The 14,783-nt window shown below is 76.4% G+C and carries 14 protein-coding genes and 1 rRNA gene; 7 read left to right on the top strand and 8 right to left on the bottom strand.

Features of this window, described 5'->3' with window-relative positions; all coding sequences use genetic code 11:
• Positions 1 to 21: 21 nt before the first annotated feature.
• The 3 genes from ACI796_RS03520 to ACI796_RS03510 all read right to left on the bottom strand — a co-directional run bounded on the left by ACI796_RS03520 (position 22) and on the right by ACI796_RS03510 (position 2,797).
• On the bottom strand, positions 22 to 1,701 hold the full coding sequence (locus ACI796_RS03520) for a LuxR C-terminal-related transcriptional regulator (RefSeq protein ID WP_456939880.1): 1,680 nt from the start codon (positions 1,699 to 1,701) through the stop codon (positions 22 to 24).
• A 63-nt stretch (positions 1,702 to 1,764) separates the two neighbouring features.
• Entirely contained in the window at positions 1,765 to 2,160 is a 396-nt protein-coding gene (locus ACI796_RS03515; protein ID WP_456939879.1) for a nuclear transport factor 2 family protein, read from the bottom strand.
• Between the two features lie 214 nt (positions 2,161 to 2,374).
• Positions 2,375 to 2,797, bottom strand: coding sequence for a hypothetical protein (locus ACI796_RS03510; protein ID WP_456939878.1), 423 nt, complete (start codon positions 2,795 to 2,797; stop codon positions 2,375 to 2,377).
• A 191-nt stretch (positions 2,798 to 2,988) separates the two neighbouring features.
• Here ACI796_RS03510 and ACI796_RS03505 point away from each other — a divergent pair, with 191 nt between their 5' ends.
• The 5 genes from ACI796_RS03505 (at position 2,989) to ACI796_RS03485 (ending at position 7,654) form a co-directional block, all read left to right on the top strand.
• A complete protein-coding gene (locus ACI796_RS03505) occupies positions 2,989 to 3,186 on the top strand; it encodes an MmyB family transcriptional regulator (RefSeq protein ID WP_456939877.1) in 198 nt (65 codons plus the stop codon).
• A gap of 199 nt (positions 3,187 to 3,385) precedes the next feature.
• Entirely contained in the window at positions 3,386 to 3,874 is a 489-nt protein-coding gene (locus ACI796_RS03500; protein ID WP_456939876.1) for a MarR family winged helix-turn-helix transcriptional regulator, read from the top strand.
• A gap of 79 nt (positions 3,875 to 3,953) precedes the next feature.
• A complete protein-coding gene (locus ACI796_RS03495) occupies positions 3,954 to 4,454 on the top strand; it encodes a DUF5313 family protein (protein WP_456939875.1) in 501 nt (166 codons plus the stop codon).
• A 328-nt stretch (positions 4,455 to 4,782) separates the two neighbouring features.
• Complete coding sequence (locus ACI796_RS03490; protein WP_456939874.1) at positions 4,783 to 6,195, top strand: adenylate/guanylate cyclase domain-containing protein; 1,413 nt, start codon at positions 4,783 to 4,785, stop codon at positions 6,193 to 6,195.
• Between the two features lie 178 nt (positions 6,196 to 6,373).
• Entirely contained in the window at positions 6,374 to 7,654 is a 1,281-nt protein-coding gene (locus ACI796_RS03485; RefSeq protein ID WP_456939873.1) for a class I SAM-dependent methyltransferase, read from the top strand.
• A gap of 9 nt (positions 7,655 to 7,663) precedes the next feature.
• Here the strand turns inward: ACI796_RS03485 and ACI796_RS03480 are convergent, their stop codons facing one another.
• From ACI796_RS03480 to recD2, 4 genes are all read right to left on the bottom strand, one after another.
• Complete coding sequence (locus tag ACI796_RS03480; RefSeq protein ID WP_456939872.1) at positions 7,664 to 7,930, bottom strand: hypothetical protein; 267 nt, start codon at positions 7,928 to 7,930, stop codon at positions 7,664 to 7,666.
• 76 nt (positions 7,931 to 8,006) lie between these two features.
• Positions 8,007 to 9,056, bottom strand: coding sequence for a PD-(D/E)XK nuclease family protein (locus ACI796_RS03475; protein ID WP_456939871.1), 1,050 nt, complete (start codon positions 9,054 to 9,056; stop codon positions 8,007 to 8,009).
• A gap of 66 nt (positions 9,057 to 9,122) precedes the next feature.
• Positions 9,123 to 10,598: a hypothetical protein gene (locus ACI796_RS03470; RefSeq protein WP_456939870.1), complete on the bottom strand. Its 1,476-nt coding sequence runs from the start codon at positions 10,596 to 10,598 to the stop codon at positions 9,123 to 9,125.
• Positions 10,599 to 10,701: 103 nt separating this feature from the next.
• Positions 10,702 to 12,942: an SF1B family DNA helicase RecD2 gene (gene recD2, locus ACI796_RS03465; protein ID WP_456939869.1), complete on the bottom strand. Its 2,241-nt coding sequence runs from the start codon at positions 12,940 to 12,942 to the stop codon at positions 10,702 to 10,704.
• 149 nt (positions 12,943 to 13,091) lie between these two features.
• On the opposite strand from recD2, the gene ACI796_RS03460 reads away from it, so the two are divergent.
• Positions 13,092 to 13,598, top strand: a complete 507-nt coding sequence (locus tag ACI796_RS03460; protein ID WP_456939868.1) for a single-stranded DNA-binding protein — start codon at positions 13,092 to 13,094, stop codon at positions 13,596 to 13,598.
• 196 nt (positions 13,599 to 13,794) lie between these two features.
• A complete protein-coding gene (locus tag ACI796_RS03455) occupies positions 13,795 to 14,304 on the top strand; it encodes a phosphohydrolase (protein WP_456939867.1) in 510 nt (169 codons plus the stop codon).
• Positions 14,305 to 14,482: 178 nt separating this feature from the next.
• Here the strand turns inward: ACI796_RS03455 and rrf are convergent.
• Positions 14,483 to 14,599: ribosomal RNA gene (gene rrf / locus ACI796_RS03450) — 5S ribosomal RNA — on the bottom strand.
• Between the last annotated feature and the right edge of the window lie 184 nt (positions 14,600 to 14,783).

Raw genomic sequence — 14,783 nt, 5'->3', positions numbered from 1 at the left:
GCGTGTCGGGCCGGCCCCGGGTCAGCGGCGTGCCGGGCCGGCGCCGGTGCCGGTCGGGTCCGGCGCGCCGGGTCCGACCAGACGGTGCTGGTAGGCGTAGGCGGTCGCCGCGGAGCGCGAGGCCACGCCGATCTTGGTGAAGATGTGGCTGACGTGGCTGGCGACCGTCCGCTCGCTGATGCGGAGGTGCCGCGCGATGGCCCGGTTGGTGCTGCCGCACGCGACCCGCACGAGGACCTCGACCTCCCTGGCCGAGAGCGGGACCGGGGACTCCGCGACGGCGGGAGCCGGTGCGCGCGCCACCCGGTCGGCGTCCGGTCGTGCACCGAGGTCCGCGAAGGTGGCCCGCGCCGCCCGGAGCTCGAGGTCCGCGGTCTCCCGGTCACCCAGGGCCCGGCAGGCCCCGGCGAGCAGGACGCGGGTGCGCGCCCCCTCGTACGGCGTGCGGAGCTCGGTCCAGTGGTGCCAGGCCCGGCGCGCGAGCACCAGGGCGGGGCGGGCCTCCCCCGCCGCCAGCAGCACCGCCGCCTGGGCGTGGGCGGCCGCGGCGACCAGGTAGCGGGACCCCTGCGCCCGCGCCGTCGCGGCCAGCTCGTCGGCGGCCGCACCGGCGGCCGGCCCGTCCCCGGCGGCGAGCACGATCTCCGCGAACGCCCCGAGGACGCGCGCCCGGGCGACGGGCTCGCCCACCTCGGCCTCGAGCCTGCGGACGGCGGCCTCGGCGAGATCGGTGCGGCCCTGGCCCAGGCGCAGCAGCGCGAGGCCGGGGTGCGGCTCGCACCCCAGCTCGTGCGCCCTCCGGTAGTCGCCGTCCGCGGCGTCGAACTCCCCGCGCACGCGGTGCACTTCCGCCCGGACGTAGTGGGCGCCGCCCAGGGTCAGGAGGTTCCGCGGCCGGCCCAGCCGGCTGACCGCCCGGTCCGCCTCGGTCGCGGCGTCGGCCCAGTCGCCCCGGAGGAGCGTGAGCTCGGCCCGGTGCAGGGCGCAGTGCCCGCCGTAGACGGTGAGCCCGGGCTGCGACCGGAGCCACCGCGTGAACGACTCGGTCCACCCCTCGAAGCGCGGCACGTCGTACAGCTCGTGGCAGGCGTCGATGACCGTGCAGTAGGCGTCGCCGACAGCGACCGGCGGGATCTCGCGGCCCTCGACGGCCACCATCGCCTCGTCCAGCAGGCGCAGGCCCTCCGCCACCTCGCCGAGGTAGACGCGGCACCGGCCCAGGCCGATGCGGGCGAGGGTGTCCAGCTCCCGGTCCTCGAAGCGCGCCGCCACCTCCAGCGCCCGGGTGAAACCGGCGTGGGCGCCGGGGACGTCCCCGGTCTCGACGATGCGGCACATCGCCGCCACGTGCTCCAGGTGTCCCTGCTCCACGCAGTCCGGCCCCGCCTCGTCGAGCAGCTGCCGGGTGCGTCCCACCCACCCGCGGGCGCGGGCGAGGTCGCCCGAGAAGGCCAGGCACCGCGCGAGACCGATCCCGACGCGTGCGGCCCCGGGCACCTGCCCGGCGTCGAGGCAGGCGCGGTGCGCCCGTGCCCACAGGCCGAACGCCTCCTCGGCGCGACCGGTGAGGTAGGCCGCCGCGGCGACCGCGTCGAGGTCGTCGGGGGACGGCTCGCCGTCGTCGAGGACGGCCGCGAGTTCGCGGTGGGCGCTCTCCCAGTCGGCCGGACCACCCGTGCTCCAGCCGGTCGGCCGTCGCATGCAGCACAGTGTCGCGCCGGCCCGGACGGGACACCAGCACCCCGGACCGGCGCGAGCACCGCGCTAGGAGGCGAAGAACGCCTCGCTCCCCGGGGGCGCCCCGATGAACATCCACATCTCGGCGATCCGGCCGTCGTCGAAGCGGTAGACGAACGCGTTGTCCGACTCCAGGCGACGGTCCCGGCGGCCGAGGACCGCGTGCTCCCACTCCGACACCCACTCCCCGGCGGGCACGCAGAAGCGCTGCTGCAGGTCGACGTCACCGCCGGTGGCCTCCACGACCGCGCCGATGACCTCCATCAGCCCGGCCGCTCCGGCGTAGTCCCCGGGCTCCGGGTACGGCCCCCGGTAGTGGAACGTGAAGTCGTCGGTGAGGAGCTCGTCGAGGACCGCCCGGTCGCCCCCGAGGACGGCCCCGGTCATCCGGTCGACCGTGGTCACGTGCGGGTGCTGGCTCATGTCCGCCTCCTGCGCTGCTCGTCGCATCCGTGTCCGGCACGCTAGGGAGACCGGGGCGGGGGCACATCGGCAGGATCGCGGAGCGCACCCGCCGGAGCCGTCGGCACTTCTGCGCACGTCGCGGCCGCGCGGGCCCGGGGTCGGGCGGCTCCCCGGGACGGTCGCCGTCGCCGGCCCGAGGGCCGCCACGGAGGCGGCGCAACCGGGACCTGCGCTACCGGCGGCGCACGCCGACGGCGCCGACCGCCCCGCGCAGGCCGACGCAGCCCACGCACGCCACACAGCCCACGCAGTCCACGCAGGCGACGCACGCCACGCATGCGGCGCAGCCGACGTTCGCCAGACCCGCCACGACACCGGCGCTGCCGACGACCCCGGCGCTGAACGCGACCCCCGCGCTGCCGACCACCCCGGCGCCGGCGGCGACGGCCACGCCGGCCCCGACGCCGGCGCTCGCGACGGTGGCCGCACTCCCCACCACCCCGGCCGACGCGGCGGTGGCGGCGCTGCCCACGACGGCCGCGCTCCCGGCGGTGGCCGCGCTGCCGACCACCGCGCCGCTGCCGGCGGTGCCCACGCTGCCGTCGGACCCGGCCGGGCCGACGGCGGCCCCGAGGGGGACGCGCTCCTGTGCCACGGGTGCCTCCCGGGTGGGCTCGGGGAACCGGTCCGCAGCCACCCTCCCGGCCGGCACCCCCCGCGCGGGCGACGCGCGCCCCGCCGTGCCGCCCGCCCGGCGCACCGCTGCTCAGCGCGACGGCGCGGGGACGGCGCGCTGCACGGCGGGAGCGGAGCGGGCGGTCCCGCGGCGGTCAGCGGCTCCCCGCGGTGCCGTCCAGCACGGCCCGGCTCGTGGCCGGCTTCCGCGAGCGGATCGGCGGCGACACCGAGGACCCGCACGTGGTGCGGCTCGTCGGCGAACTCAGCTTGGCCGGCGAGCGGGTCCGGCAGCTGTGGGCCCAGCACGACGTCGAGGTGGCGATGGGCTCGCACGTGACCTTCGACGACCCGCAAGTGGCGCGCTGACCCTGCGCTGCGAGGAGCTCCCCGTCAACGGGACCGACGGCCAGCTGCTCGCCGTCCACCACGCCGACCCGGGGACGGCGGACGCCGGGAAGCCGGCACTGCTCACCTCGCCGACCCCGTCGACCCCGCTCCCCGCGACACCGGCCGGCGACCCCTCGGCCGCGGAACCGTTGGTGCCCCAACGGCCTACCCTGGCGGGGTGACCCCGAGCCAGACCCCGCAGGCCGCCCTCGAGGCCGAGGACGTGCTCGCCCTCGACCGGCAGGTGTGCTTCGCGCTGTCCGTGGCCGCGCGCAACGTGGTCGCCGTCTACCGCCCCGTCCTGGAGCCGCTGGGCCTGACCCATCCGCAGTACCTGGTGATGCTCGCGCTGTGGCAGCACGGGTCGCTGTCGGTCAAGCGGCTGTCCGGGCTGCTCCAGCTCGACCCCGGCACCCTCTCCCCGCTGCTCAAGCGGCTCGAGGCGGCCGGCCTGCTGCGCCGCGAGCGTGATCCCGGGGACCAGCGGAACCTGGCGCTCGCGCTGACCGAGGAGGGGCTGGCGCTGCGCGCGAAGGCGGAGGCGATCCCGGCCGGGATCGTCGAGCGGCTCGGGATGCCCCTCGAGGAGCTGATGGGCCTGCACGGGGCCCTCACCCGGGTGATCGCCGCCTCGCAGGAGGCCCTGGCCGCCCGCGACCACGACTGACCACCCGCACACTGTCTGGTCCGACACACATGGCACCCCAACGCTTGGTGCACCACGCGATCGGGGGGACCATGGGGACGTGGCCGTCGTCGAGCAGGAGCACCCCACCGTCATGAGCGAGCCCCGTCCGGCACCCGGCGCCCTTGCCGACCCCGTCGTCCGTCCCGCCCCGCACCGGTGGGTGTGGTACGCCCTCGGCGGCGGGCTCCCCCGGCGCAACCGCGGCTGGGTCCTGTTCGACACGACGACGAGCACCTGGTGGGCGCGGCACGTGGTGCGCAGCCTGGTGCAGATGGCGGTCCCGATCGCCCTGGTCATGCTGCTGCTGCCGGCCGGCTGGGGCCTGCGCCTCGCGGCGGCCGGCGGCGGCATCGCGCTGGGGATGGTCTACTCGCTGGCCTACATGGTGGAGGCGACCGAGAACCGCGTGGTCAAGGCGGGCTACCCGGTCGGCACCGCCGCCGCCCACCGCGAGGCCCGGTGGGAGGTGCGCGAGCAGCGCGACCGGGAGCGGCGCCAGGCGGCCGCGGCCCGGCGCGCCGCCCGCTACCGCGACCGGACGGGCCGCCCGGCGCGCTGACCGGCGGCACCGGCCAGGGGCCGGGTGCCGCGCGGTGCTGGTGCCCGCCCCTCCCGGGGAGCAGACTGCCCTCCGTGGCCTCGGCGCCGGCCACCTCGGCCGGGTGCGCACGCCGCCGGCTCCGGGAGGAGCCCCGGCGGCGCGACCCCGCTCGCGCCCGCGCCGGGGACGTGCGGTGAGCGGCCGGCACCGCGACCCCGCGACCGGGTCACCCCTCCGCCACCGCCGGGAGGCCGTCCCCCCGGCACTCGCGGGCGCGGGCCGGACCACGCCCGGCCCCCTCGCCCACCTGGTCGCCGTCCACGGACGCCGGCCGACGGTCGCGGCGATGGTGCTCGTCGCACTGACCCTCCCGCTGGCCGGGCTGGTGTTCCTGCTGCGCAGCGACTTCGAGGGGCTGCACTGGACCGGGGCGGCGCTGCACTTCTCCGTCTTCCTGACCGTCGGGGCCGTGGCGGCCAGCCTGTCGCTGGTCGCCGGGGAGGCGGCCCGCCGACGCGGGGACGCGCGCGTCCTGCTGCTGTCCCTGGCGTTCCTCGCGACCAGCGGGTTCATGGCGCTGCACGCCATCGGCACCCAGCACGTGCTCACCCACGACGCGATGCCCGGCTTCACCGTCGCCATCACGATCGGGCTGCTCGTCGCCGCCCCCTTCGCCGCGGCGTCGGCGCTGGTGGACGCCCGGCCCCCGACCGAGGCGTGGGTGGCCCGCCACCGGCAGGCGCTGCGGGGCGCCGTCCTCGCGGCGATCGTCGTCTGGGGGCTGTGGTCGGTGGCCGAGTGGCCGCCGCTGCAGCAGGTGACCGCCGAGGGCGGGGAGCACGTCGCGCTCACGGTGGCCGCGGCGCTCGGCGCGCTGCTCTACCTGCTGGCGGCGGTCCGCCTCTGGTGGGTCAACCGGGCCCACTTCGGGCTGCTCCTCTTCAGCGTCGTGGCCTGCTACGGCCTGCTCGCGGAGGCCCTGGTGGGCGTGGCGCTGGCCGGGGAGCGCAAGTGGCACCCCGCCTGGTGGGTGTGGCACGCGCTCATCGTCATCGCCTACCTCCTGGTCTTCGCCGCCGCGCAGCGGGAGTGGCGCGACGAGCGCTTCCGCACCCTCTACCTGCCGACGACGCGCGAGCACCGCGGCGAGGTGTCCGTGCTGGTCGGCGACCTGGCCGGCTTCACCGCCTTCACCGCCCGGCGCGACGCCGTGGAGGTCGCGGCCATGCTGCGGGCCTACTACGAGCGGGCCGCGCCGCTGCTCTCCCGGCGGTTCGGCGGCGAGGTGGAGAAGTTCGCGGGCGACGGGGTGTTCGCGACGTTCAACCGCGCCGGGGACCAGCCCGACCACGCGCTGCGCGCGGTGGAGGCCGCCGCGGCGCTGCAGGCCGAGGTGGCCCGGATCCGCGCCGGGCACCCCGACTGGCCGGGGCTGCGGATCGGCGTCGAGAGCGGCCCGGTGGTGTTCAGCGAGATGGGCGGGAGCGGCTACCTGGTCTACCCCGCCGTCGGGGACACCGTGAACGTGGCGGCCCGGCTGCAGCAGCACGCCCCGGTCGGCGGCATCCTCGTCGGCACCGGGACGCGCGACCAGCTGCCGGGCGCGGTCGACCTGGTGCCGGTGTCCGGCCTGCAGCTCAAGGGCAGGGACGCGGCGGTCGACGCCTGGCTCGTGCAGCTCCCGCTGCGGACCTCCGCCGTCCCGGCGCCACGGTCCGGGGGTAAGCGCAGCACCCCCTCGGCCCGGTCCCCGCGGTGACCCTCGACGCCCTCCGCCGGGCCGGGCAGGTGGGCCGCCGGCCACCGGGCGTCCGGACCGGTCCCTGACGCCGGAGGGACCTGCCCGACACCGCGTGATCGAAACCGGTGCACATCCCGCCGGTTCCCTGGCACGGTGCCTCCTGCGGCGTGAGCAGTCGCGCCGGGAAGGAGCCGGCATGCGCACGAGGGAGGTCGCGCCCCGGGCGGCGCACGCGCTGGCGACGGTCCTCGGCGCCGACGGGCTCCCCGTCCGGCTGCGGGCCTGGGACGGCAGCGAGGTCGGGCCGGCCGGCGCACCGGTGGTCGTCCTCCGCTCGCGGCGGGCGTTCCGCCGGGTCCTGTGGTCGCCGGCCCAGCTGGGCCTGGCCCGCGCCTACGTCGCCGGGGACGTCGACGTCCCCGGCGACGTGTTCGCCACCCTCACCGCCCTGGGCGTGCTCACGACGTGGGGGCAGGGGGAACCGGCCCCGCCGCTGCCCCCGTCCGCGCGCTGGGCGCTGCTGCGCACCGCGGCCCGGCTGGGCGCCGTCGGTCCCCCGCCGCCCCCGCCGGCGGAGGAGGCCCGCGTCGGCCGGACGGGTGCCCGGCACACCTGGAGCCGGGACGCCGCCGCCATCGCCCACCACTACGACGTCGGCAACGACTTCTACGCCCTCGTCCTCGGGCCCACGCTGGTCTACTCGTGCGCGGTGTGGACCGACGCGTGCACCGGCCTCGACGCCGCCCAGGAGGCCAAGCTCGACCTGGTCTGCCGCAAGCTCGGCCTCCGGCCCGGCATGCGCCTGCTCGACGTGGGCTGCGGGTGGGGCGGCCTGGCGCTGCACGCCGCCCGGCGGTACGGCGCCGACGTCGTCGGGGTCACGCTGTCCGCCGAGCAGGCGGCGCTGGCGCGGGAGCGGGCCGCCGAGGCGGGGCTGGCCGGCCGGGTCGACGTCCGGGTGCAGGACTACCGCGAGGTCACCGACGGGCCGTTCGACGCGATCGCCTCGATCGGGATGGCCGAGCACGTCGGCCGGCAGCAGATGCCCGGGTACGCCGCGCACCTGCGCGACCTGCTGCGCCCCGGTGGCCGGCTGCTCAACCACGCCATCGCCTGGCGCGACGGGCGGTGGCGGCCGGACCCCGACTCGTTCATCGCCCGCTACGTCTTCCCCGACGGGGAGCTGCTCGGCCTCGCGGAGACCGTCGGCGCGCTCGAGGACGCCGGCCTGGAGGTGCTCGACGTCGAGGCGCTGCGCCGGCACTACGGCCTGACGCTGCGCGCCTGGGTCGCCCGGCTGGAGCAGCACTGGGACGAGGCCGTGGCCGCCGCCGGCGAGGGGCGCGCCCGGGTGTGGCGGCTGTACATGGCGGCCTGCGCGCTGGCGTTCGAGGCGGGCACGATGGGCGTGGACCAGGTGCTCGTCCAGCGGCCAGGCGGTGCGCCGCCGCCGCTGCGGCGCACCGCCTGGGTGTGAGGGCCGGCGTCAGGCCACGTCCCGTGCGGGTGCGTCCGGCCCGGGCTCGGCGAGGATCCAGCTGGTGCGCCCGTGCAGCGGCGGGGTCTTGGTGCCGTCGGTGAACCAGACGACGACGCCCCCGTGCGCCCGGCAGCGCGAGCGCACCACCCGGACCTGCCCCCCGCGGGCGGTCTTGACCGGGCGGACCAGCGGGAGGCCGAAGTCCGTGCCGATGACGTCGCCGGTCAGGACCGGCTCCCCGGCGGACAGGTGGGACGTCGGGACGGTGGTCATCGCGGGCCTCCGGGATCGAGTTTTCGAACGTGCGTTCGATGGTGCACCCGGAGGGGGACGCCGCGCCACCGGGTGCTCAATCGGGCCGGATGCCGGTCCGGGTGACCCGGATCGTGGACGCGCTGCGGGTCCGCCGGGTGGGCACGACCTCGCCCAGCTCGGCCAGCCGCTCGACCGCGGCGTCCTTGTCGACCTGCGTGCGCAGCCCGCCGCCGGACCACTCGCAGTGCAGGTCGCCGGCCGGCCCGGACCGGCCCCGCAGCCGCTCGCGGGCGAACTCCTTGTGCCGCCGGGCCTCGTTCTCCGCCGCCCGCCAGGCGTCGTAGTCGTGGACGGCCTCGACGTAGTCGGCGTCGGTGACCGTCAGCCGGGACTGGCGGGAGACCTCGCCCTCGGTCTCCGGGTCCACCGGCGGGCCCCAGCACAGGTCGAGGAACGGGCACCAGTCGCACATCCCGTCCACGCCCGGCCCGAACCCGTCGCGCGGGACGGCGTCGACGCCGTCCTCCTCCACGGTGGCGTAGACGTCGGTCAGCCACATGAGCGCCTCGGCGGTCAGCGCCGGGTCGTGGTCGGCCTCGAAGACGACGTCCTCGCCGGAGTCGCGGGACAGGTAGCGCAGGCGCAGGCCCTCGACGTCCTGCCCGTCGCCCGACGGCAGCCGCCGGTCGGCGGTCTGCCCGGTGCGCAGCAGCCACGCGTACAGGGCCACCTGGAACCAGTGCCGGACCGGCACCCCGCGGGTGAGGACCCGCTCGAAGCCGAACCGGGACGTCGTCTTGAGGTCCTCGACCACCGGCTCGTGCCACCAGTCGCAGCGACCCTTGACCTGCTCGCCCCGCAGGCCCACCTCGGTGAGCCCGCCGTACTGGCGGCGCAGCGCGCGCAGGACCCCGCGGTGCAGCTCGGTGCCGATGAAGGCCTGCAGCCCGGCGCGGGCGTTGGTCGGGCGGCGCCGGACGATCCGGTAGGCCGCCCGGCGCCGGCACTCGCCGACCTCCGAGGCGCCGATCATCCGCTGCCGGGAGCGGGCCCGGCGGCTGTCGAGGTCCCGGACCGCCGCGGCCAGGCTGGGCGCGGCCCGCCGCTCGGCGGCGCTGGGACGGGCGGGCAGGACGGCGGTCACCGTCCCGCCCTCCGGAGGCGGCGGCGGAGCGGGGCCGGGTGGACCGGCCCCGCTCCGTCCCGCGGCTCAGGCGACGTCCGCACGACCGTCGTCGCCGTCCCGGCGCTCGGCGATGACCGCGCGCACCAGCGCGGTCAGCCGCTTGGTCGCCACGTGCTCGACGGACCGGCCGAACCGGGCGCCGATCTGCTCGTCGGTGACGCCCAGGCTCTCCAGGCTGGCGAGCACGCCCCGCCGGGCCGCGGTGTTCCGCCGCTCCCGCGGGTCGTCCGGGGTCGGCGAGGACTCCAGCAGCGGGTTCGCCGGCGCGGCTTCCTCGGCGTCGGGCCGGGGGGCCGAGACGGCGGCCTGCGCCGCCGCGGCCGCGGCCTGGGCGGCCTGCAGCACCCCGGCGGGCGTCTGCGGGACCGACGGGTCGCCGGCCGCGACCCGGCGCCTGCCGGCGGGGTGCTCCGTCATCGACGCCTCGACCAGCTGCTCGTGCCGGGCGCGGATCAGCTCCGCGACCGTGTACGAGCCGCCGGGGGTGGGGACGTCGGCCTGCAGCAGGCCGTTGCGGTTGGCCTCGGTCCAGACCTCGCGCAGCTCGTCGTCGTCGCGGGCGTCGTCGATCCGCGCGACCAGGTCGGCGGCGTCCGGCTCGCCCCGGCCGCCGGCCCGGGCGGCCGGGCGGCCCTGCCGGGCCTCCTCGGTGCGCTCGTGGTCGAGCAGCCCGCCGCCGTGGAAGGAGACGAGGTCGCGCACGTGCGCGGTGCCCGGGTCGCACTTGAGCGCGTCGAACACCAGCCACTCCAGCAGCCGGCCGGTCGCCTTCGGGTCGGTGACCTCGCGGGCCGGGTCGTCGTTGGGCTTGATGCCCACGTGCACGCTGCGCGCGCCGACGATCAGCGGCCGGCGGCCGCGGCGCAGCCGCATCCACACCGACGCCGCGTACGGGAACTCCCGGTGGGTCTGCACCGACCAGGTCTTCTGGCCCTCGATCGGGCGGCCGTTGGAGTCGACCTCGGTGACCTCCTTGCCCCGGGCGGTCACGACGACGATGCCGGGGAAGGTGAGCAGCTCGGTCTGCAGCTTGCGCCAGCGGGCGCCGGCGTCGTTCCACAGGTTCTGGCTGATGGTGACCTCGGCGTTGGGGTCGCGCTTGAGCAGCTCGCGGTTGCGGGCGGACTTCGCGGCGCGCTCGCTGGCCCAGTCCTTCAGGCCGTCCCAGATCGCCGAGCCGGTGTCGATGCCGAGCACGACCGGGAGCTCGCCGGCGTCGGAGGCGCGGCGGGCCTCGGCCTTGACCGCCTGGACGGCGGCCAGCACCGCGGCGTAGGAGCCGTCGTGCTCGATGAGCTGGTACTTCGCGCCGGGGATGGCGCCGTACTCGTCACCGGCACCCTCGTTGAGGTCGATCCAGTAGAGCGCGCCGATCCGGTCACTGCTGCTGAACTGGGCCAGCGCCCAGCTCTTTCCTGCCTTCTCCTCGCCCTCGAGGAGGATGCACGGCCACGGCACGCGGCCGGTGGGCTTGCGGGTCTTGAGGCCAGGGACGGCCATGTCGGACTCCTTGGATGACACGGGGAAGATGTCGATCCCGAATCTAGGAAGGGGTACCGACAAAACGGCGTGTCGGCTTGACACCCCACCCCCGGCATCCGCGTCAGTCCTGGTCCGGCCCGTCGTCGGCGGACACGCGGCCGCGCAGCCGGTGGGCGAGGGCGGTGTGCCGGCGCCCGGACCCGGCGGCCCGCACGGCCTGGGCCAGCGCCCGCGGCGAGCCGACCAGCACGACGAGCCGCTTGGCGCGGGTGACCGCGGTGTAGAGCAGGTTGCGCTGCAGCATCATCCAGGCGCTGGTGGTCAGCGGGACGACGACGCACGGGTACTCGCTGCCCTGCGAGCGGTGCACGGTGACCGCGTAGGCGTGCACCAGCTCGTCGAGCTCGGCGAAGTCGTAGTCGACCGCCTCGTCCTCGTCGGTGACCACGGTGACCTTCTGGTCGACCGGGTCGATCGCGGTGACGACGCCCTGGGTGCCGTTGAAGACGCCGTTGCGGCCCTTGTCGTAGTCGTTGCGGATCTGGGTGACCTTGTCCCCGACGCGGAACACCCGCCCGCCGAACCGCTTCTCCGCGCGGTCGGGCCGGGCGGGGGTGAGCGCCTCCTGCAGCAGCTCGTTGAGCCCGGCGGCGCCGGCCGGCCCGCGGTGCACCGGGGTGAGCACCTGGACGTCGCGGCGCGGGTCGAGGCCGAAGCGGGCCGGGATCCGCCGGGTGACGACGTCCACGGTGAGCCGGGCGGCCTCCTCGGCGTCGTCGGTGGCGAACAGGAAGAAGTCGTCGAGGCCCTGCACCTGCGGCGGGGTGCCGGCGTTGATCCGGTGGGCGTTGGTCACCACCCCCGACCGGCTGGCCTGCCGGAAGACCTGCGTCAGGCGCACGTGCGGCACCGGGGTGCCCTCGGCGAGCAGGTCGCGCAGCACCTCGCCGGCGCCGACGGACGGCAGCTGGTCGACGTCGCCGACCAGGAGCAGGTGCGCGCCCGGCGGGACCGCGCGCACCAGCTTGTTGGCCAGCAGCAGGTCCAGCATCGAGGACTCGTCGACGACGACCAGGTCGGCGTCCAGCGGCCGGTCCCGGTCGTAGGCGGCGTCGCCGCCGGGGCGCAGCTCCAGCAGCCGGTGCACGGTCACCGCCTCGACCCCGGTCAGCTCGGTGAGCCGCTTCGCCGCGCGGCCGGTCGGCGCCGCGAGCACGATCCGCGCGCCCTTGGCCCTGGCCAGGGTGATGATCGAGCGCACCGTGAAGCTCTTGCCGCAGCCGGGCCCGCCGGTGAGGACGGCGAGCCGCTCGGTCAGCGCCAGGCGGACGGCGTCCCGCTGGCCGGGCGCGAGCTCGACACCGGTGCGCCGGTGCAGCCAGGAGAGGGCGGCGTCCCAGTCGACGCCGGCGAAGGCCGGCATGCGGTCCTCGGCGGCGGTCGCCAGCCTCCGCAGCCCGGCGGCGAGGGAGACCTCGGCCCGGTGGAAGGGGACCAGGTAGTGGGCCACGGTGGGCGGGCCGCCGTGCGCGGCGGGCAGCTCGTCGCGGATCAGGCCCTGGTCGGCGACCAGCAGGGCCAGGCAGTGGCGCACCAGGTCAGCGGGGACCTGCAGCATCTCGATCGCGCGGGCCGTGAGCTCCGGCTCGGGCAGGAAGCAGTGGCCCTGCCCGGTCGCCTCGGACAGCACGAACTGCAGGCCCGCCTCCACCCGCTGGGTGCTGTCGTGCGGGATGCCGACCGCGGCGGCGATCGTGTCGGCGGTCTTGAAGCCGATGCCCCAGACCTCGGCGGCCAGGCGGTAGGGCTCGCTGCGGACGACGCCGATCGAGGCGCCGCCGTACTGCTTGTAGATGCGGACGGCGAGGGAGGTGGAGACCCCGACGCCCTGCAGGAAGACCATCACCTCCTTGATGGCCCGCTGCTCCTCCCAGGCCTCGGTGATCAGCCGGGTGCGCTTGGGGCCGAGCTTGGGCACCTCGGCCAGCCGGCCCGGCTGCTCCTCGATCACCCGCAGGGCGTCGGCCCCGAAGTGGTCGACGATCTGCGCCGCCAGCCGCGGACCGATGCCCTTGACCAGTCCCGAGCCGAGGTAGCGCCGGATGCCCTGCACGGTGGCGGGCAGCACGGTCGTGTAGTCGTCGACCTGGAACTGGCGGCCGTACTGGGGGTGCGCGCCCCACCGGCCGCGCAGCTGCAGCGTCTCCCCCGGCTGGGCGCCGAGCAGCGAGCCCACCACGGTGACCAGGTCACCGCCGCGCCCGGTGTCGACCCGGGCCACGGTGTAGCCGGTCTGGGCGTTCGCGAACGTGATCCGCTCCAGCGTCGCCTCCAGGACCGCCCCCGTCCGCGCCTCTGCCACCTGCCGTCCTCTCGCTGCCGCGCCGTCCTGCCCTCGATCGTCACACCCCCCGATGACGAAATCCGCCGAGCGCGCGGAACTGTCGGACCGTGCTCGTAGCCTCCGGACGCTCACCTGAGCGATGCACTGACAACACGGAGGACCGGATCATGGCCGGCGACACTGTCATCACCGTCATCGGCAACCTGACCAGCGACCCCGAGCTGCGATTCACGCCCTCGGGAGCGGCGGTTGCCGACTTCACCATCGCCTCGACCCCGCGCACCCTGGACCGCCAGACCCAGGAGTGGAAGGACGGCGACGCGCTCTTCCTGCGCTGCAGCGTCTGGCGCCAGATGGCCGAGAACGTCGCGGGGTCGCTGACCCGCGGCTCGCGCGTCATGGCGCAGGGGCGTCTCAAGCAACGGTCGTTCGAGACCAAGGAGGGCGAGAAGCGCACCGTCATCGAGCTCGAGGTCGACGAGATCGGCCCGTCCCTGCGCTACGCGACGGCGACCGTCGCCAAGGTCGCCCGCTCCGGGGACGGTCCCGGCGGGAGCTCCGGTGGCGGTCAGGGACCTCGCGAGAGCCGCAACGGTGCCGGCCGGGGCAGTTCGCCCGATCCCTGGGCCGCAGCGCCGGTCGGCGGTTTCGCCGAGGAGGAGCCGCCCTTCTGACCGGGACCGCCGGGCCCCGCGGTCGGTGACCGCGGGGCCCGGCACCGTCCCGGCACCCGGCTCGCCCGGGTCCGCTGCGCCGAGCGCGGGCCCGGGCGGGCTCCACCGGCCGTGAGTGGCTGTGATCCCGTCGCAGCACCGCCCGACACGGCCCGCACGGGGACCCCGTGCGCCCGCAACCGCCTAGCCTCGAACCGTGGCGTTCACCGTTCCCGACGCCCACCTCCTCGCCCTGGCCGCCCACGAGGGACAGACCGACGAGCACGGCCGGGACCTCTACCTGGCGCGGTTGCGACCGATCGCCGAGTCGCTGCGGCCGTACGGGCCCCATGCCGAGATGGCCGGCGTGCTGCAAGACGTCGCCCGGATGACCGGCGACCACCCCGATCCCGCCCGCCGGTACGACGTCGCCCGGCTGCTCGTCCTGGGTGTGCCCGCGGTCGTCGTCGAGGCGATCGACGCCGTGACGCCGCGTCCGGGCGAGCCGTACATCGCCGGCCTCATCCGGCGGTGCGCGGCGCACCCGCTCGGCCGCCTGGTCAAGCTGGCCGAGAACCAGTACCTCCTCGCGGCCGCCGCACAGCAGGCGGCCTACGACCCGGCCCGGGCCCGCAGCCTGCGGGAGGGCCGGTACCGCCCCGCCCGGCGGATCCTGCTCGCCGCCGAGGCCGCGGACCCCGTCCACGGCCGGCGCGTCCTCGTCTGACCCGCCCGGCGAGGATTTCGTCAGGACGGAACGCCAGAGGCGCTGCCGCGCCGCGGCCCGACAGCCCTCGCGCGCCTTCCCCGGGAATGCAGCCGGGTCCCGCACCGGTGGTGCGGGACCCATGAGCAACGAAACGGGGGCCGGAGCCAAAGGCTCCGACCCCCGTTCGTGAATGGTTGTCCGGCGGCGTCCTACTCTCCCACCCCGTCTCCGGGGCAGTACCATCGGCGCTGAGAGGCTTAGCTTCCGGGTTCGGAATGGGTCCGGGCGTTTCCCTCTCGCCATGGCCGCCGTAACACTGTGAACGTTGTCCCCGGCCCGCGCGCCGGGCCACGGAGGGTGGCCCGGTTGCGGGGGGTCGGGTGCGTTCAGAACCGCACAGTGGACGCGAGACAGCAAAGCTTGGAGGAGTGTGTGGTCAAGCCCTCGGCCTGTTAGTACCGGTCAGCTCGCACGCCTTGCGGCGCTTCCACTTCCGG

The sequence above is a fragment of the Geodermatophilus sp. SYSU D00525 genome (assembly GCF_054050475.1).
This window is presented reverse-complemented; position numbering and strand designations above follow the sequence as displayed.